The 19,163-nt window shown below is 71.2% G+C and carries 15 protein-coding genes; all 15 read left to right on the forward strand.

Going from position 1 to position 19,163, the window contains the following annotated elements:
• The first annotated feature begins 230 nt into the window (after positions 1 to 230).
• The 15 genes from ACWD4A_RS21035 to gatA all read left to right on the forward strand — a co-directional run bounded on the left by ACWD4A_RS21035 (position 231) and on the right by gatA (position 19,163).
• The gene (locus ACWD4A_RS21035; protein WP_451195925.1) at positions 231 to 1,229 is read left to right on the forward strand and encodes an ABC transporter permease; all 999 of its coding nucleotides are present in this window, start codon (positions 231 to 233) and stop codon (positions 1,227 to 1,229) included.
• A gap of 59 nt (positions 1,230 to 1,288) precedes the next feature.
• Entirely contained in the window at positions 1,289 to 3,052 is a 1,764-nt protein-coding gene (locus ACWD4A_RS21040) for an ABC transporter substrate-binding protein (protein ID WP_451195927.1), read from the forward strand.
• 100 nt (positions 3,053 to 3,152) lie between these two features.
• Complete coding sequence (locus ACWD4A_RS21045) at positions 3,153 to 4,166, forward strand: ABC transporter permease (protein ID WP_451195929.1); 1,014 nt, start codon at positions 3,153 to 3,155, stop codon at positions 4,164 to 4,166.
• 23 nt (positions 4,167 to 4,189) lie between these two features.
• Positions 4,190 to 5,278 carry an ABC transporter ATP-binding protein gene (locus tag ACWD4A_RS21050; protein WP_451195980.1) on the forward strand — a complete coding sequence of 363 codons (1,089 nt, stop codon included), beginning with the start codon at positions 4,190 to 4,192 and terminating at the stop codon, positions 5,276 to 5,278.
• An 11-nt stretch (positions 5,279 to 5,289) separates the two neighbouring features.
• Positions 5,290 to 6,324: an ABC transporter ATP-binding protein gene (locus ACWD4A_RS21055; protein ID WP_451195931.1), complete on the forward strand. Its 1,035-nt coding sequence runs from the start codon at positions 5,290 to 5,292 to the stop codon at positions 6,322 to 6,324.
• Between the two features lie 78 nt (positions 6,325 to 6,402).
• On the forward strand, positions 6,403 to 7,062 hold the full coding sequence (locus tag ACWD4A_RS21060) for a trimeric intracellular cation channel family protein (protein WP_451195933.1): 660 nt from the start codon (positions 6,403 to 6,405) through the stop codon (positions 7,060 to 7,062).
• Between the two features lie 57 nt (positions 7,063 to 7,119).
• The gene (locus ACWD4A_RS21065) at positions 7,120 to 7,968 is read left to right on the forward strand and encodes a thioesterase family protein (RefSeq protein ID WP_451195935.1); all 849 of its coding nucleotides are present in this window, start codon (positions 7,120 to 7,122) and stop codon (positions 7,966 to 7,968) included.
• 117 nt (positions 7,969 to 8,085) lie between these two features.
• Positions 8,086 to 9,255, forward strand: coding sequence for a cysteine desulfurase family protein (locus tag ACWD4A_RS21070; RefSeq protein WP_451195937.1), 1,170 nt, complete (start codon positions 8,086 to 8,088; stop codon positions 9,253 to 9,255).
• A 211-nt stretch (positions 9,256 to 9,466) separates the two neighbouring features.
• Complete coding sequence (gene mnmA, locus ACWD4A_RS21075; RefSeq protein WP_451195939.1) at positions 9,467 to 10,630, forward strand: tRNA 2-thiouridine(34) synthase MnmA; 1,164 nt, start codon at positions 9,467 to 9,469, stop codon at positions 10,628 to 10,630.
• A gap of 50 nt (positions 10,631 to 10,680) precedes the next feature.
• Complete coding sequence (locus tag ACWD4A_RS21080) at positions 10,681 to 11,370, forward strand: SDR family oxidoreductase (protein ID WP_451195941.1); 690 nt, start codon at positions 10,681 to 10,683, stop codon at positions 11,368 to 11,370.
• Positions 11,371 to 11,398: 28 nt separating this feature from the next.
• Positions 11,399 to 12,421, forward strand: coding sequence for a methionine synthase (locus ACWD4A_RS21085; RefSeq protein ID WP_451195943.1), 1,023 nt, complete (start codon positions 11,399 to 11,401; stop codon positions 12,419 to 12,421).
• 20 nt (positions 12,422 to 12,441) lie between these two features.
• Positions 12,442 to 14,688, forward strand: a complete 2,247-nt coding sequence (ligA, locus tag ACWD4A_RS21090; protein WP_451195945.1) for an NAD-dependent DNA ligase LigA — start codon at positions 12,442 to 12,444, stop codon at positions 14,686 to 14,688.
• A 281-nt stretch (positions 14,689 to 14,969) separates the two neighbouring features.
• Entirely contained in the window at positions 14,970 to 17,093 is a 2,124-nt protein-coding gene (locus ACWD4A_RS21095; RefSeq protein ID WP_451195947.1) for a putative bifunctional diguanylate cyclase/phosphodiesterase, read from the forward strand.
• Between the two features lie 271 nt (positions 17,094 to 17,364).
• Positions 17,365 to 17,661, forward strand: a complete 297-nt coding sequence (gene gatC / locus ACWD4A_RS21100; RefSeq protein WP_451195948.1) for an Asp-tRNA(Asn)/Glu-tRNA(Gln) amidotransferase subunit GatC — start codon at positions 17,365 to 17,367, stop codon at positions 17,659 to 17,661.
• A 2-nt stretch (positions 17,662 to 17,663) separates the two neighbouring features.
• Positions 17,664 to 19,163 carry an Asp-tRNA(Asn)/Glu-tRNA(Gln) amidotransferase subunit GatA gene (gene gatA, locus ACWD4A_RS21105; protein ID WP_451195950.1) on the forward strand — a complete coding sequence of 500 codons (1,500 nt, stop codon included), beginning with the start codon at positions 17,664 to 17,666 and terminating at the stop codon, positions 19,161 to 19,163.

Raw genomic sequence — 19,163 nt, forward strand, 5'->3', positions numbered from 1 at the left:
GCCACATCACGGTTGCGCATCCATTCCCGGCCGGGGCTGGCGGGTGATCGCGGCCGCGTTGAAGACTCCCGCTCCAAGGGACGTCGCTCCTGCGTACGAGTCCTTTTCTGTGACCTTCCGCTCCATCAGTACCAACTGCATCAGTTTGCACGTGTACCTGTGAGTTCGAAGCCGCCTTCCACGGCGGGCGTGGGCCGGTCACCCCCGGCCCGAGAGGGGTCAAAGGCACTGTGACCGCACCTATCGAGACCACCGGAGGAGCCGCCGGGGCGCAGCCCGAGGCCGTTCTCGCCGGGGCCAACAAGAGCCAGATCGAGGGGCGTTCGCTCACCCAGATCGCCTGGATCCGCTTCAAGCGCGACAAGGTGGCCGTCGCGGGCGGTGTCGTGGTGATCCTGCTGATCCTGCTCGCCGTGCTGGCCAAGCCCATCGAATCCGTCTTCGGGCTGGATCCCAACCAGTTCCACCAGAACCTCGTCGACCCCGAACGGCTCGCCCCCAAGGGCGGGTTCGGCGGTATGAGCTGGGACCATCCGCTGGGTGTGGACCCGCAGTACGGGCGCGACATCCTGGCCCGCATCATCGAGGGCTCCTGGGTCTCCCTGATCGTCGCCACCGGCGCCACGCTGCTCTCCGTGGTGCTCGGCGCCGTGCTCGGCGTCGTCGCGGGCTTCTACGGCGGCTGGGTGGACAGCGTCATCAGCCGGATGATGGACACCTTCCTCGCCTTCCCGCTGCTGCTGTTCGCGATCTCCATCTCGGCGGCGCTGCAGGACGGCGCGTTCGGGCTCTCGGGCCTGCCGCTGCGGATCTGTGTGCTGATCTTCGTGATCGGCTTCTTCAACTGGCCCTACATGGGCCGGATCGTCCGGGCGCAGACGCTCTCCCTGCGGGAGCGGGAATTCGTCGAGGCCTCCCGGAGCCTCGGCGCGCGCGGGCCGTTCATCCTCTTCCGGGAGCTGCTGCCCAACCTGGTGGCGCCGATCCTCGTCTACTCGACCCTGCTGATCCCGACGAACATCCTCTTCGAGGCCGCGCTGAGCTTCCTGGGCGTGGGCATCGCCCCGCCGCAGGCATCCTGGGGCGGCATGCTCACCAGCGCGACGGACCTCTACCAGGCCGATCCGCAGTACATGTTCGTGCCAGGTCTCGCCATCTTCATCACGGTGCTGGCCTTCAACCTGCTGGGCGACGGGCTGCGTGACGCCCTCGACCCGCGCAGCAAGTGACCGCGGCGACCTCCCGTCCACCGCGCCACCATCCATCGACAGAGGGGGCTTTCCTCAAGGTGAACACAAGAAAAGCGACGGCTGTGCTCGCCACGACCGTGGTGCTGGCGCTGGGGGCCACCGCGTGCAGCAGCTCGAAGAGCGACGACAGCAGCGGCAGCGGCAGCGGGAACAAGAACGTGACCGCGGACGCGGCCCTCTCCTCGATCGTCAACAAGACGGACAAGAAGGGGGGCACGGTCACCTACGAGGCGACGGACGTCCCCGACTCCCTCGACCCGGGCAACACCTACTACGGCTGGGTGCAGAACTTCTCCCGCCTCTACAGCCGCTCGCTCACCACTTTCAAGCCCGCCGCGGGCAAGGACGGCCTGGAGGTCGTCCCGGACCTCGCCGAGTCCCTGGGCAAGCCGAGCCCGGACGCCAAGACCTGGACGTACAAGCTGCGCACCGGGGTGAAGTTCGAGGACGGCACGCCGGTCACCTCGAAGGACGTCAAGTACGCCGTCGAGCGCAGCAACTTCGCGCCCGACGCGCTGTCCAACGGACCGACGTACTTCAAGGCGCACCTGGAGGGCGGTGACAAGTACCAGGGCCCGTACAAGGACAAGTCCCCCGAGGGGATCAAGTCCATCGAGACGCCCGACGACCAGACGATCGTCTTCCATCTCAAGGACGCCTTCGCCGACTTCGACTATCTCGCGACCTTCTCGCAGACCGCCCCCGTGCCGCAGAAGGCGGACAAGGGCGCCGAGTACGTGAAGCACATCGTCTCCACGGGCCCGTACAAGTTCTCCTCGTACGAGGAGGGCAAGAGTGCGACGCTGGAGCGCAACCCCCAGTGGGACCCGAAGACGGACCCGATCCGCAAGGCCCTGCCGGACAAGTACTCGTTCAAATTCAAGATCCTCCAGACGACGGTCGACAACGGCCTGCTCAACGACAGCGTGACCGCCGACGCGTACGGCACCGGCGTCGGCCCGCAGACCCAGTCGAAGGTGCTGGGCGGCAAGTACAAGAAGCAGACCGACATGCCGTACGCCGGCGCCACTTCGTACCTCGGCCTGAACGTGAACGTGAAGCCGTTCGACAACATCCACTGCCGCAAGGCGGTCCAGTGGGGCATGGACAAGGCGTCGATCCAGCAGGCCCAGGGCGGCGACCCGAAGGGTGACGTCGCCTCGACCCTGCTGCCGCCGACCGTCAACGGCTACGCGAAGTTCAGCCTGTACGAGACCCCGAACAGCGCCGGTGACATCAACAAGGCCAAGGACGAGCTCAAGCAGTGCGGTCAGCCGAACGGCTTCGAGACCAATCTGACGGCCCGCTCCGACCGGCCCGCCGAGATGGCGGCGGCCACCGCCGTCCAGGCGTCGATGAAGAAGATCGGCATCACGGCGAACATCAAGACCTTCCCGACCGGCAAGTACTTCACCAACTTCGCGGGTGTGCCGGACTACGTCCACAGCCACAACCTCGGCATGATCATGACCGCCTGGGGTGCCGACTGGCCGACCGGCTTCGGTTTCCTCGACCAGATCGTCAACGGCTCGGCGATCAAGCCCTCCGGCGGCAACAACGTCTCCGAGCTGAACGACCCGCAGATCAACAAGGCGTTGAACGACGCGATCGCCAACACCGATGCCGCCGCCCGCGCCAAGGCGTGGGGCGACATCGACAAGATGGTCGCCGAGAACGCTTCCGCCGTACCGCTGGTCTACCGCAAGAACCTGCTCTTCCGGCCCGAGTCCGCGACCAACGTCACGGTCACCCAGGCCTACCTCGGCATGTACGACTACCTGCTGATGGGCTCCTCCAAGTAGCAGCGGGCCAGCCCGCCGAAGACTTTCGAAAGGCAGGTGAAGGTGCCGGCGTCCGCCGGGCCGGGACACTCCGTCCCGCGGACGCCGGTGCCGCACAGCTGTGGCTGCGTACATCATCCGACGCCTGTTCGCCGCGGTCCTACTGCTGCTGGTGGTCAGCGCAGTCACCTTCGCGATCTTCTTCCTCGTCCCCCGGATCGCCGGGCAGACGGTCGACCAACTTGCCACCCAGTACGTCGGCAAGGACGCCAACGCCGGCGCCGTCGCCGCCGTCAAGAAGAACCTCGGCTTCGACCAGCCCCTGTACACCCAGTACTGGCACTTCATCAAGGCCATCGTGGTGGGGGCCGACTACAAGTTCGGCCCGGACGCCTCGCACTGCGCCGCGCCGTGCTTCGGCTACTCCTTCAAGAGCCATGTCGAGGTGTGGCCCCAGCTGACCTCGCGCATCCCGGTCACCCTCTCCCTGGCCATCGGCGCCGCCGTGATCTGGCTGATCTCGGGCGTGGCCGTGGGCGTGCTCTCCGCGCTCAAGCGGGGCACGGTCTTCGACCGCTTCTTCATGGGCGTGGCCCTGGCCGGCGTCTCGCTGCCGATCTTCTTCACCGGCATGCTGGCCCTGAGCCTCCTCACCGTCCAATGGCCGGTGTGGGGCGACGGCATCAACTACGTGAGTTTCACCGACAACCCCGGCCAATGGGCGTGGAACCTCCTCGTCCCCTGGTGCAGTCTCGCCTTCCTCTATTCCGCGCTCTACGCCCGGCTCACCCGCGCGGGAATGCTGGAGACCATGAGCGAGGACTACATCCGCACGGCCCGCGCCAAGGGGCTCAAGGAGAGCAAGGTCGTCGCCAAGCACGGCCTGCGCTCCGCCCTCACCCCGATCGTCACCATCTTCGGTATGGACTTCGGCCTGCTGCTCGGCGGCGCGGTCATCACCGAGACGGTCTTCTCGTTCAAGGGCATCGGCGAGTACGCGGTCAAGGGCATCCAGGACAACGACCTGCCCATCGTGATGGGCGTGACCCTGGTCGCCGCCTTCTTCATCGTCATCTGCAATCTGCTGGTGGACCTGGTCTACGCGGCCATCGACCCCAGGGTGAGGTACTCGTGAGCGAGCCCGGCAAGGAACAGCGCGTGACCCGGGACGCGGCCGCGGGCGAACCCGTGGCCACCCCGCCGGCGGACGCCCCGGACGTCTTCCTCTCCGTACGCGACCTGCGCATCCACTTCGACACCGACGACGGTCTGGTGAAGTCCGTCGACGGCGTGAGCTTCGACGTCGGGGCCGGGAAGACCCTGGGCATCGTCGGCGAGTCGGGCTCCGGGAAGTCCGTCACCTCCCTGGGCGTCATGGGCCTGCACCGCACGGCGAAGGCCCGGATCTCCGGCGAGGTCCGGCTGGACGGCGAGGAGCTCATCTCCGCCGACCCCGACCGTGTACGGACCCTGCGCGGCCGGAAGATGGCCATGATCTTCCAGGACCCGCTGTCGGCCATGCACCCCTACTTCACCATCGGCGCCCAGATCGCCGAGGCGTACCGCGTGCACCACCGGACCGACCGGAGGACCGCGCGGAAACGGGCCGTCGAGATGCTCGACCGCGTCGGCATCCCCGAGCCGCACCGCCGCGTCGGCGACTACCCCCACCAGTTCTCCGGCGGCATGCGGCAGCGCGCGATGATCGCGATGGCGCTCGTCAACAACCCCGAACTGCTGATCGCGGACGAGCCGACGACCGCCCTCGACGTGACCGTCCAGGCCCAGATCCTCGACCTGATCCGCGACCTCCAGAAGGAGTTCGGCTCGGCGGTCATCATCATCACCCACGACCTCGGCGTCGTCGCCGAACTGGCCGACGACATCCTGGTGATGTACGGCGGCCGCTGCATCGAGCGCGGCCCCGCGGAGAAGGTCTTCTCCCAGCCCCGGCACCCCTACACCTGGGGGCTGCTCGGCTCGATGCCGAGGATCGACCGCGAGCAGACCGAGCGGCTCATCCCCGTCAAGGGCTCCCCGCCCAGCCTGATCAACGTGCCGCCCGGCTGCGCCTTCAACCCCCGCTGCCCCTACGCCGACATCCCCGAGGGCGGCATCACCCGCACCGAGCGGCCCGAGCTGCGGCTGGTCTCCGGCGAGGGCGGGAACCGGCACTGGTCCGCCTGCCATATGACCCAGGAGGAGCGGACCCGTATCTGGACCGAAGAGATTGCGCCCAAGCTGTGAAGGACGACACCGTGCCCGACCGAGACGCGACCATCCCCCCGCAGCCGACGGCGCCCGACGGACCGGACACCCTCCTCAAGGTGACGGACCTGGTCAAGCACTTCCCCATCACCAAGGGCCTGCTGCGCCGGCAGGTCGGCGCGGTACGGGCCGTGGACGGCATCAGCTTCGACGTGCGCGCCGGGGAGACCCTCGGCGTGGTGGGGGAGTCCGGCTGCGGCAAGTCGACCATGGGCCGGCTGATCACCCGGCTGCTGGAACCCACCGGTGGCACCGTCGAGTTCCAGGGCCGGGACATCACCCACCTCGGGACCTCGGGCATGCGCCCGATGCGCCGCGACGTGCAGATGATCTTCCAGGACCCGTACTCCTCGCTGAACCCCCGGCACACCGTCGGCACCATCGTCGGCGCCCCCTTCAGGCTCCAGGGCATCACACCCGAGGGCGGGGTGAAGCGGGAGGTCCAGCGGCTGCTGGAGCTCGTCGGCCTCAACCCCGAGCACTACAACCGCTACCCGCACGAGTTCTCCGGCGGCCAGCGGCAGCGCATCGGCATCGCCCGCGCGCTCGCGCTCAAGCCGAAGCTGGTGGTCGCCGACGAGCCGGTCTCCGCGCTGGACGTGTCCATCCAGGCGCAGGTGGTCAACCTCCTGGACGACCTCCAGGACGAGCTGGGGCTGACCTACGTCATCATCGCCCACGATCTGTCGGTCATCCGCCATGTCTCCGACCGGATCGCCGTGATGTACCTCGGCAAGCTCGTGGAGCTCACCGACCGCACCTCCCTCTACGAGAAGCCGATGCACCCGTACACCAAGGCACTGCTCTCCGCGGTGCCGGTGCCGGATCCCAAACGGCGCGCGAAACGCGAGCGGATTCTTCTCAAGGGGGACGTGCCCTCCCCGATCGCCCCGCCCTCGGGGTGCCGCTTCCACACCCGCTGCTGGAAGGCGACGGAGGTGTGCGCCGCGCAGGAACCGCCCCTGGTGGAGCTCGCGCCCGGCCACCGGGTGGCGTGCCACCACCCGGAGAACGCGCCCTCCTAGGGCGCGGCCGGGCGTCGTGTTCTCCGAGTTTTTCGGATGGATGTCCGGATGCATGTATGCGACGAGTAAGAATGTCGCGTGCTCACCGATCTGTTCAGCCCCTCCGTCCAGCACTCGCTGGATCTCGCCGGGATCTTCGTCTTCGCGATCTCGGGTGCGCTGCTCGCCGTACGCAAGAACTTCGACGTCTTCGGCATGGCGGTGCTCGCCGAGGTCACCGCGCTGGGCGGCGGGCTGTTCCGGGACCTGATCATCGGGGCGGTGCCGCCCGCGGCCTTCACCGACCTCGGCTACTTCCTCACCCCGCTGCTCGCCACGCTGATCGTCTTCTTCCTGCACCCCGAGGTCGAGCGGATCACCAAGGCCGTGGGGGTGTTCGACGCCGCCGGGCTCGGGCTGTTCTGTGTCACGGGCACCATGAAGGCGTACGCGCACGGGCTCGGTCTCACCTTCGCCGCCACCCTCGGACTGGCCACGGCCGTCGGCGGCGGTGTGCTGCGCGACATCCTCGCCCACGAGGTGCCCTCGCTGCTGCGCTGGGACCGCGACCTCTACGCCGTACCCGCGATGGTCGGCGCGACGATGGCCGCCCTGCTGATCCGTTTCCACGAGCTCAACGCCACCACCAGCGCGCTGGCCGCCCTGACCGCCTTCGTGCTGCGGCTGCTCGCCATGCGCTTCCACTGGCGCGCGCCGCGCGCGTGGCACCGCCGGAGCGCCGCGGCCGAAGAAGTGTGAGTGAACGCCGTACCTTTTGACCTACCCATCAGTAACATCCGGGTGTAGCGTCGGACCATGGCACAGGCGACCATCGGCACCAGCGAATTCGACCGCGACACCGCGATCCGCCCGCGCGAGCGGGACGGCGCCCGCGGCGCCTACGACGTGGACCTCTCCGCGGGGTGGACCATCTTCGGCGCCGCCAACGGCGGCTACCTCCTCGCCCTGGTCTGCCGCGCGCTCGGTGACGCCCTGCCGCACCCGGACCCCTTCTCGGTCACCGCGCACTACCTGTCCGCCTCGCGCCCCGGCCCCGCCGTCGTCCGCACGGAGCTCGTCCGCACCGGCCGCAACCTTTCCACCGGCCAGGCGTCGCTGTTCCAGCGCGACGAGCACGGCACCGAGGTCGAGCGCATCCGCGTCCTCGCCACCTACGGCGACCTCGACGCCGTCACCGACGACGTGCGGACGACCGCCAAGCCGCCCGCCATACCGCCGTACGAGCACTGCCCGGGTCCGGAGGACGCCCCGGCGTCCGCCCCCGTCCCCGAGATCTCCGGCCGGCTCGACATCCGGCTCGACCCCGCGACCGCGGGCTGGGCGGTCGGCGCGCCGAGCGGGCGGGGCGAGATGCGGGCCTGGTTCGCGCTGGCGGACGGACGGCCCGCCGACGCGCTGTCGCTGCTGCTGGCCGTGGACGCGCTGCCCCCGACCGCCTTCGAGATGGGGCTCAGCGGCTGGGTCCCCACCGTCGAGCTCACCACCCACATCCGCCGCCGCCCCGCCCCGGGCCCGCTCCGCGTCTCCATCACGACACGGAACCTCGCGGGCGGATACCTGGAGGAGGACGCCGAGGTGTGGGACAGCGAGGACTTCCTGGTCGCCCAGTCCCGCCAACTGGCCCTGGTCCCGCGCGGGTCCTGAACCGGATCCCGGACCTTCAGGGGGCGGGGCGCGGCCCGGGGTGTCAGGGGCCCCGGAGCGGGGAACAAACCCTCGGCTCCCGGGGACGCCGGCCCCGCTCGTAGAATCGTGCCCACCATGGCCTACCTCGACCACGCCGCCACCACTCCGATGCTCCCGGAGGCGGTGCAGGCGATGACCGCCCAGCTCGCCCGCACGGGCAACGCCTCCTCGCTGCACGCCGCCGGGCGGCGCGCGCGCCGCACCGTCGAGGAGTCCCGCGAGTCCCTCGCGGCGGCCCTCGGCGCGCGCCCCAGCGAAGTGGTGTTCACCGCGGGCGGCACCGAAGCGGACAACCTCGCCGTCAAGGGGCTGTACTGGGCCCGCCGCGCCGCCGACCCGGCCCGTACGCGCGTCCTCGCCAGCCCCGTCGAGCACCACGCCGTGCTCGACGCCGTCGACTGGCTCGGCACCCACGAGGGCGCGACCGTCGAGTACCTCCCCGTGGACCCTCACGGCCGGGTGCACCCGGACGCGCTGCGCGAGGCCATCGCCCGCAACCCCGACGACGTCGCCCTCGCCACCGTGATGTGGGCCAACAACGAGATCGGCACCATCATGCCGGTCCGTGAACTGGCCGCCGTCGCCGCCGAGTTCGGCATACCCCTGCACGCCGACGCGGTCCAGGCGTTCGGCCAGCTCGACGTGGACTTCGCCGCGTCGGGGCTGGCCGCGATGACCGTCAGCGGCCACAAGATCGGCGGCCCGTACGGCATCGGCGCCCTGCTGCTCGGGCGGCAGTACGCGCCCGTGCCCCTGCTGCACGGCGGCGGACAGGAGCGGCACGTGCGCTCCGGGACGCTGGACGTGCCCGCCGTCGCCGCGTTCGCCGTCGCCGGGACGCTCGCCGCCGAGCGGCGCCCGGACCACGCGCGCGAGATCGGCGCGCTCCGCGACGAGCTGATCGCGGCCGTCCGCGCGGCCGTGCCGGACGCGGTCCTCGGCGGCGACCCCGACCCGGCGGGCAGACTGCCCGCCAACGCGCACTTCTCCTTCCCCGGCTGCGAGGGCGACTCCCTGCTCCTCCTCCTGGACGCCCAGGGCATCGAGTGCTCCACCGGCTCGGCCTGCACGGCCGGGGTGGCCCAGCCCAGCCATGTCGTTCTCGCCACTGGGACGGATCCGGATCTGGCGCGGGGGACGTTGCGGTTCTCTCTGGGCCACACGTCGACGTCTGCCGACGTGGCGGCGGTCGCGTCCGCCATCGGCCCGGTCGTCGAACGCGCCCGGACCGCAGGCCTGAGCTGACCCCGGTTCGTCCGTCCGCGGGCCGGTGGGGGCTTGTCGCGCAGTTCCCCGCGCCCCTGACGGGGCGCAGGCACGTGCCCCGATAAGGGGCGCGGGGAACTGCGCGATCAGCCACGAACGACCCGCAGACGCAGGCAGAGCTCACCTCCCACCCCAGTGGGCGAGATCACCCGCCAAGCCCGCCGCAGGCGCCCCGTACCCTGGAAGGGTTATGACTGACTTCCCTGGTGCACCTTCCGGCCCCCGCGACGGTAGTCGCCTCCGCGTACTCGCCGCCATGTCCGGCGGCGTCGACTCCGCCGTGGCCGCCGCGCGGGCCGCCGAGGCCGGCCACGACGTCACCGGCGTGCACCTCGCGCTGTCCGCGAACCCGCAGTCCTTCCGCACGGGCGCGCGCGGCTGCTGCACGATCGAGGACTCGCGCGACGCCCGCCGCGCCGCCGACGTCATCGGCATCCCCTTCTACGTCTGGGACCTCGCCGAGCGCTTCCGCGAGGACGTCGTCGAGGACTTCGTCGCCGAGTACCAGGCGGGGCGCACGCCCAACCCCTGCCTGCGCTGCAACGAGAAGATCAAGTTCGCGGCCCTGCTGGACAAGGCCCTCGCCCTCGGCTTCGACGCGGTGTGCACCGGCCACTACGCGACGGTCGTCCTGAAGGACGACGGCACCCGCGAGCTGCACCGCGCCAGCGACATGGCCAAGGACCAGAGCTACGTCCTCGGCGTGCTGGACGAGAAGCAGCTCGCCCACGCGATGTTCCCGCTGGGCGACACCCTGACCACCAAGGAAGAGATCCGGGCGGAGGCGGAGCGGCGCGGCCTGGCCGTCGCGAAGAAGCCCGACAGCCACGACATCTGCTTCATCGCCGACGGCGACACCCAGGGCTTCCTGGCCGCCCGCCTCGGCAAGGCCGAGGGCGACATCGTCGACGAGTCCGGCACCAAGCTGGGCACCCACGAGGGCGCGTTCGGCTACACCATCGGCCAGCGCAAGGGCCTGCGCATCGGCCACCCCGCGCCGGACGGCAAGCCCCGCTACGTCCTGGACATCTCCCCGGTGGACAACACCGTCACCGTGGGCCCCGTCGAGGCGCTGGACGTCACCGCCCTCACCGCCATCAAGCCCCGCTGGTGCGGCACGGCCCCGGCCGGCCCCGGCACGTACACCGCCCAGCTGCGCGCCCACGGCGGCGAGACCGAGGTGACCGCGGAGCTGGTGGACGGCTCGGAGCTGCGGGTCTCCTTCGCGGAGCCCGTCCGCGGCGTCGCCCCCGGCCAGGCGATCGTCCTCTACGACGGCACGCGCGTGGTCGGCTCGGCGACGATCGCGGCCACCGAGCGCGCGGCGCGCCGGGAGGCCGTCGCCCAGGGCTGAACCCGGACCCGGCCGTGCCCCGGAGGGCCCCGGTAGGGCAAGGTGGGGCCATGGCAACACACCTGATCACCGGAGCCGGTTCGGGCATCGGAGCGGCCGTCGCGGAGCGGCTGCTCGCGCGCGGCGACGAGCTGTACCTGTTCGCGCGCGACGCCGGGCGGGCCAAGGAACTGGCCGCCCGGTTCCCCGGCGCCCGTACCCTCGTCGCCGACCTCGCCAATCCCGACCGGATCTCCTGGGCGCTCGACCACCAGACGCTGCCCGAGCGCGTCGACTCCCTGCTGCACATCGCGGGCGTCTGCGAACTCGGCACCGTCGGCGAGCTGACCACCCGCACCTGGAACCACACGCTCGCCGCCAACCTCGTCTCCCCCGCCGAGCTCACCCGCCTCTTCCTCCCGCAGCTGCGGGTCGCCCAGGGGCACGTCGTCTTCGTCAACTCGGGCTCCGGGCTCAACGCCCATGCCACCTGGGGCGCGTACGCGGCCAGCAAGCACGGACTGAAGGCGCTCGCCGACTCGCTGCGCGCCGAGGAGCACGCCAACGGCGTACGGGTCACCAGCGTCTACCCGGGCCGCACGGCGACCTCGATGCAGGCGAAGGTGCACCAGCAGGAGGGCAAGGAGTACGACCCGGCGAAGTGGATCGACCCGGACTCGGTCGCCAGGACCATCCTGCTGGCGGTCGACCTGCCGCGCGATGCGGAGATCAACGACCTGACGGTCCGCCCCGGCCGCTGAGCCCGCGCCTGCCCCTTACGCTTCCTGGGTGACTGAGAAAAGCAAGCTGAGCTGGGGTGCCGGGGTCGCCACCGGGGTCGGGTCGATGCCCGGTGGCGACGCGCGGGAGGCCGCGAAGACCGTCACGGGGTCCCTGGAGGCCCTGCCGTACCTGCCGGAACTGCCCGCCCGCGGACCGGGTGCGGACATGATCGGGCGGACCGCCGGGATGCTGGTCGAGGTCTACGCCCGCGTGGAGCCGAGCGGTTGGCGGATCGGCGACCGGCCGGGGCGCGACACCAAGCGCGCCCGCTCCTGGCTGGGCGAGGACCTCGACGCCCTGGAGGAGCACACCCAGGGGTACGAGGGCGCGCTCAAGGTCTCGGTCGTCGGGCCCTGGACCCTCGCGGCCGCGCTGGAGCTGCGCGGCGGCGAGGCCGCCCTCGGCGACCCCGGCGCCTGCCGGGACCTCACCGCCTCGCTGGCCGAGGGCGTACGGGCGCACCTCGCCGAGGTACGCCGCCGGGTGCCCGGCGCCCGCGTGGTGCTCCAGCTCGACGAGCCCTCGCTGACCGCCGTGCTCACCGGGACGGTGCGCACCGCCAGCGGCTACCGCACCTACCGGGCCGTCGACCGCGCCGTCGTCGAGGACGCCCTGCGCGACCTGGTGACGGTCGCCCGGGAGGCCACGGGCAGCGCGCCCGTCGTCCATTCCTGCGCCCCCGGCGTGCCGTTCGCGCTGCTGCGCCGGGCCGGGGCCGACGGTATCTCCTTCGACTTCTCGCTCTTCACCGAGCGTGAGGAGGAGGCGCTCGGCGAGGCCGTCGAGGCGGGTACCAAGCTCCTTGTGGGCGTGGTGCCGAGCGTGGACGGCCCATTGTCGGACCCTGCCGGTAGCGTCATGGGTGTCAGGACGCTGTGGCGCAGGCTGGGGCTGTCACCGGGGACCCTCGCGGAGTCCGTGGTGGTCACCCCCTCGTGCGGGCTCGCGGGCGCTTCGCCCGCATATGCCCGTGCGGTGCTCGCCCACTGCGTCAGGGCGGCGAGATCACTCGCGGACAACCCTGAGTGACGGCGCTCATGGGCACGCCCATGGACCAACAGGAGGACGAGAAGGTGGCTGGCGGACAGCACGGCGACGAGAAGCTCGCGGCGGGGGCTGCGCCTGCCGTGACACCGGCGGAGGCACGGGAGCGGCACGCGCTCCTCGCCGAGCAGGTCGAGGAGCACCGCTTCCGGTACTACGTGAAGGACCACCCGGTCATCAGCGACGCCGAGTTCGACCGGCTGCTGCGCGCGCTGGAGGCACTTGAGGAGCGGCACCCCGAGCTGCGCACCCCCGACTCGCCCACCCAGAAGGTCGCCGGGGCGTACGAGACGGAGTTCACCGCGGTCGAGCACCGCGAGCGCATGCTCTCCCTCGACAACGCCTTCGACGACGAGGAGCTGGCCGCCTGGGCGGAGCGGATCGCCAAGGAGATCGGCGACGGCACGCCGTACCACTTCCTGTGCGAGCTCAAGGTCGACGGCCTCGCCGTCAACCTGACCTACGAGCACGGCCGCCTCACCCGCGCCGCCACCCGCGGCGACGGCCGCACCGGCGAGGACATCACGCCCAACGTCCGGACGATCGCCGAGATCCCGGACCGGCTCCAGGGCGAACGCGTCCCCGAGCTGGTCGAGATCCGCGGCGAGGTCTTCTTCCCGATGGAGAAGTTCGAGGAGCTCAACGCCCGTCTCGTCGCCGACGGCAAGGCGCCGTTCGCCAACCCGCGCAACGCGGCGGCCGGTTCGCTGCGCCAGAAGGACCCCAGGGTCACCGCCACCCGCCCGCTGCACATGGTGGTCCACGGCATCGGCGCCCGCGACGGCTTCGCCATCGACCGCCAGTCGCAGGCGTACGACCTGCTGCGCGAGTGGGGCCTGCCCACCGCGAAGCACAACAAGGTCGTGGACTCCCTGGACGGCGTCCGGAAGTTCATCGCGCACTACGGCGACCCCAAGGTGCGGCACTCGATGGAGCACGAGATCGACGGCGTCGTCGTCAAGCTCGACGAGATCCCCCTCCAGGGGCGGCTCGGCTCCACTTCGCGCGCGCCCCGCTGGGCCATCGCCTGGAAGTACGCCCCCGAGGAGGTCAACACCAAGCTGGTGGACATCCGGGTGGGCGTCGGCCGCACCGGCCGGGTCACCCCGTACGCGGTGGTCGAGCCCGTCACCGTCGCCGGGTCCGAGGTCGAGTTCGCCACCCTGCACAACCAGGACGTCGTCAAGGCCAAGGGCGTGTTCATCGGCGACACCGTGGTGCTCCGCAAGGCCGGTGACGTGATCCCCGAGATCCTCGGGCCGGTCGTCGGCCTGCGGGACGGCAGCGAGCGGGAGTTCGTGATGCCCGACGCGTGCCCGGAGTGCGGCAGCGCCCTCCAGCCGATGAAGGAGGGCGACATCGACCTCCGCTGCCCCAACGCCCGCGCCTGCCCCGCCCAGATCCGCGAGCGGCTCTACTACCTGGCCGGCCGCAAGTGCCTCGACATCGAGAACTTCGGCTATGTGGCGGCCACCGCCCTCACCCAGCCCCTGGAGCCGGCCACCCCGCCGCTGAAGGACGAGGGCGACCTCTTCGACCTGACGATCGAGGAGCTGCTGCCCATCAAGTCCTACGTCCTCGACATGGACTCCGGCCTGCCCAAGCGCGACCCCAAGACCGGCGAGCCGAAGGTCGTCACCTTCTTCGCGAATCAAAAGGGTGAGCCGAAGAAGAACGCCCTCGCGATGCTGGAGAACATCAAGGCCGCCAAGGAGCGCCCGCTGGCCCGCTTCCTCACCGGCCTCTCCATCCGCCACGTCGGCCCCGTCGCCGCGGAGGCGCTGGCCCGGGAGTTCCGCTCCCTGGACCGCATCGCCGAGGCCACCGAGGAGGAGCTGGCCGCCGTCGAGGGCGTCGGCGGGATCATCGCGGCCTCCCTCGGGCAGTGGTTCGCCGAGGACTGGCACCGCGAGATCGTGGCCAAGTGGCGCGCCGCCGGCGTCCGCTTCGAGGACGAGACCACCGGCGAGGAGGAGGGCCCCCGGCCGCTGGAGGGCCTCACCGTCGTCGTCACCGGCACCCTCGCCTCGTACACCCGGGACGCCGCGAAGGAGGCGCTCCAGAGCCGGGGCGCCAAGGTCACCGGCTCGGTCTCCAAGAAGACGGACTTCGTGGTCGTCGGGGACAGCCCCGGCTCCAAGTTCGACAAGGCGATGCAACTGAAGGTCCCGGTGCTGGAGGAGGACGGCTTCGCGGTCCTCCTCGAACAGGGCCCGGACGCCGCCCGGGAGACCGCGGTCCCGCAGGAGTGACGGGGTCCGGGGCGGAGCCCCGGGGCACCCCGCGGCTCGGGTGGCGGCCCGCGCCCCGCACGGGTTCCCCGCGCTACCGGATCCCGGGCCGCCACCCCACCGGAGTAATGCCCGCATAGGCAGTGGGCATTACCCCTACAGCGCATACCAGATGGCTACAAGAGGTCGGCTTCCAATCAGGCAACCGCTGCCGATCGCTGCCCGTCGTAGCCTTCTGCGGCCTACTGTTGAGATGTGCGCCTGCCGTGGCGCGGGCACCGCCGGCTGTGAGAGGGACGGGCATGAAACCCACCGACAGCGCCGAACCGGCATCTCGGCTGCGCCGGGTTCCCCCGCCCGCACTGCCGATGGTCTGTGTCACCGTGGCCGTCCTCGCGCTGGCCGCCGGGATCTGCCGAGTGCTCGGCGAGGGCCACACCCTGTTCCCCGGCCATACCGTCGGGGCGGCCCTCGCCTCCCTCACCGCCCTGATCGTGGCGCACCTCGTCGCCCTCGGGCGGGACCGCTGGTGGGGCGGCACCGGCTCCGGGGCCGCGCTCACCCTGGCCGTCCTGCTGCTCTACGGCTGGCTCCCCGCCGTCCTGATCAGCATCGCCATCGTGCTGCTCGTCGCCACCGCCCGTCGCCACCGCTGGCGGCAGGCGTTACTCCACGGCGCCGTCGACATCCTGGGCATCGGGGCCGCGGCCCTCTCCCTCTTCCTGTGCGGCGTCGTCTCCAGCGTCGAACGCCCCTGGCTGCCCGACACCTGGCCGCTCACGGCCCTCCCCAAGATCGCCCTGGCCGCGTTCATGTACCTCGCGGTCACCCGAGCCCTGCTCTGGTACTCGATGGCCCCCCGCACCGGGCTCAGCAGCATCGCCCGCACCGCGCTCGTCCGCCAGGCCCTCGTCGGCGGCGCCCTCCTCGGCATCGCCCCGCTCATCGCCGTCGTCGCCGACCACGCGCCCATGCTGCTGCCGCTGTTCGCGGTCCCCCTCATCGCCCTCGACTCCACCCTCTGGATCGCCCGCGCCCGCGCCGAGGAGCAGCTCCGCGACCCCCTCACCGGGCTCCCCAACCGCCAGTGGCTGCTGGAGCGCACCTGGAGCGCCCTCGACGAGGCCGAGCGCAACGGCTCCCGGGCCGCCCTCGTCCTCATAGACCTGGACCGCTTCCGGTCCGTCAACGACACCCTCGGGCACCTCGCGGGGGACCGGCTGCTGCTGCAGATAGCGGAGCGCCTCCGGCTCGCCCTGCCGCGCGACGCGGAGGCCGCCCGCCTCGGCGGCGACGAGTTCGCCGTGCTGCTCCCCACCGCCGACTCGCTCACCAGCGCCCAGCGCGTGGCCCGCTCCCTGGTCGCCGCCCTCGGCTCGCCCCTCAACCTGGAGGGGCTCACCCTCGTCCTGGAGGCCAGCGCGGGCGTCGCCGTCTACCCCGACCACGCCCTCGACGCGGGCGACCTGCTGCGCCGCGCCGACGTGGCGATGTACCAGGCCAAGCGCGACCGCAGCGGCGTCGAGGTCTACGAGGCCCGGCGCGACGGCAACACCCTCGACCGGCTGGGCCTGCTGGGCGACCTCCGGCGGGCGCTGGACGCGGGCGACGTGGAGCTCCACTACCAGCCGAAGGTCGGCTTCGACGGCCACGTCGCGGGGCTGGAGGCGCTCGTCCGCTGGGTCCACCCCGAGCGGGGGCGGGTCTCCCCGGACGAGTTCATCGCCATCGCCGAGTCCTCCGGACTGATGCCGCGGCTGACCGAGTACGTCCTGGAGACCGCGCTCGGGCAGGTCGCGAAGTGGCGGGCGATGGGCCTGGACGTCCCCGTCGCGGTCAACGTCTCGCCCCGGGACGTCCACACGCCCGGCTTCGCCGGTTCGGTCGCGGCCCGGCTCGCCCGGCACGGGGTCCCCGCGGGCGCGCTGCAACTGGAGATAACGGAACACGTCCTCCTGGAGGACCCCCAGCGGGCCGCCGACACCCTGGCCGGGCTCACCGGCCACGGCGTGAAGATGTCCCTCGACGACTTCGGCACCGGCTACTCCTCCCTCGTCCACCTGCGCAGGCTCCCGGTGAGCGAGCTCAAGATCGACCGCTCGTTCGTGGCCCGCCTCGCCATCGACAACGAGGACGCGGAGATCGTCCGCTGCACGCTCGACCTGGCGCACTCGCTGGGGCTGCTGGTCGTCGCCGAGGGCGTCGAGGACGACGAGACGTGGGAGCGGCTGCGGGATCTCGGCTGCGACGCGGTCCAGGGCTGGCTGGTGGCCGCGGCGATGCCGCCGGACGAGACGACGGCGTGGCTGCGGCTGCGCAGCGAGAGCGGTTGGCACCGCGAGGTCGATCGGCTGGGCGTCGCGCCTTCCACGGATCGACTGGGCGTCGCGCCTTCCACGGAGGGGGCGGATCAGCCGGTCACCTGACCGGTGGGGTTTGCTGCGCCTATCGGGGTGCCTCTTGGGCTCGGTGTGCGGCCGCGGGTCGTCCGGTGGCTGGTCGCGCCCACGCGGCGGAGCCGCAAATCGACGCTTCCCCGCGCCCCTTATGGGGCCCCGTGAGAGCCCTGTGAGCGGCCCCGGAAACCCCTACGGGCCGGGGTCCGGAGAAAGGGTTTCGCGGGTGGTCCTCCGCGGGCCATAGGATTGGGCCATCAAACTGCCCAGAATCCGTCACGAACCCCTGAAGGATCGCCGCATGCCTGGCATCACGCGCGAGGAGGTCGCACACCTCGCCCGGCTGGCACGTCTGGAGCTCAAGGCCGAGGAGCTCGACCACTTCGCCGGACAGCTCGACGACATCATCGGCGCGGTCGCCCGCGTCTCCGAGGTCGCCGACCAGGACGTCCCCCCGACGTCCCACCCGCTGCCGCTGACCAACGTCATGCGCGCGGACGAGATCCGTCCGTCGCTGACCCCGCAGGAGGCGCTCTCCGGCGCCCCGGCCCAGGAGCAGCAGCGTTTCAAGGTGCCGCAGATCCTGGGGGAGGACTGACCATGACTGCCGCTGAACTGATCAAGCTGACCGCGGCGGAGATCGCCGCGAAGATCGCCTCGGGCGAGGTCACCGCCGTCCAGGTGACCGAGGCGCACCTGGCGCGCATCGAGGCCGTCGACGAGAAGGTGCACGCCTTCCTGCACGTCGACCGCGAGGGCGCCCTCGCGCAGGCCCGCGCCGTCGACGAGAAGCGGGCCCGCGGCGAGAAGCTCGGCCCGCTGGCCGGCGTGCCGCTCGCGCTCAAGGACATCTTCACCACCAAGGGGATCCCGACCACCGTCGGTTCCAAGATCCTCGAGGGCTGGATCCCGCCGTACGACGCCACCCTGACGCGCAAGCTGAAGGAAGCGGACGTCGTCATCCTCGGCAAGACCAACATGGACGAGTTCGCCATGGGGTCCTCGACCGAGAACAGCGCCTACGGGCCGACCGGCAACCCCTGGGACCTCACCAAGATCCCCGGTGGTTCGGGCGGCGGCTCCAGCGCGGCGCTCGCCGCGTACGAGGCCCCCCTCGCCATCGGCACGGACACCGGCGGTTCCATCCGCCAGCCCGCCGCCGTCACCGGCACCGTCGGCGTCAAGCCGACCTACGGCGGCGTCTCCCGCTACGGCATGGTCGCCTTCTCGTCCTCCCTCGACCAGGGCGGTCCCTGTGCCCGTACGGTCCTGGACGCGGCCCTGCTGCACGAGGCCATCGCCGGCCACGACCCGCTCGACTCCACGTCCATCGACGCCCCGGTCCCGCCGGTCGTCGAGGCCGCGCGGAACGGCGACGTCAAGGGCATGCGCATCGGCGTCGTCAAGCAGTTCCGCGGCGAGGGCTACCAGGCCGGCGTGCTGCAGCGCTTCGACGAGTCCGTGGAGCTCCTCAAGGAGCTGGGCGCCGAGGTCGTCGAGGTGGACTGCCCGTCCTTCGACCTGGCCCTGGCCGCGTACTACCTGATCGCGCCCTCGGAGTGCTCCTCCAACCTGGCCCGCTTCGACGCCATGCGCTACGGCCTGCGGGTCGGCGACGACGGCACGAAGTCCGCCGAGGACGTCACCGCGCTCACCCGCGAGGCCGGTTTCGGCGACGAGGTCAAGCGCCGTGTGATCCTCGGTACGTACGCGCTGAGCTCCGGCTACTACGACGCGTACTACGGCTCGGCGCAGAAGGTCCGCACCCTCATCACGCAGGACTTCGAGAAGGCATTCCAGCAGGTCGACGTGATGGTCTCGCCGACCACCCCGACCACCGCCTTCGCGATCGGCGAGCGCGCCGACGACCCGATGGCGATGTACCTCGCCGACCTGTGCACCATCCCCACCAACCTGGCAGGAAACTCCGCCATGTCGCTCCCGTGCGGCCTGGCGCCCGAGGACGGCCTGCCGGTGGGTCTGCAGATCATCGCCCCCGCCATGAAGGACGACCGGCTGTACAAGGTCGGTGCGGCCGTCGAGGCCGCCTTCAACGAGCGCTGGGGTCACCCGCTGCTTGAGGAGGCACCGGCACTGTGA

It is taken from the genome of Streptomyces sp. NPDC002537, from assembly GCF_053594975.1.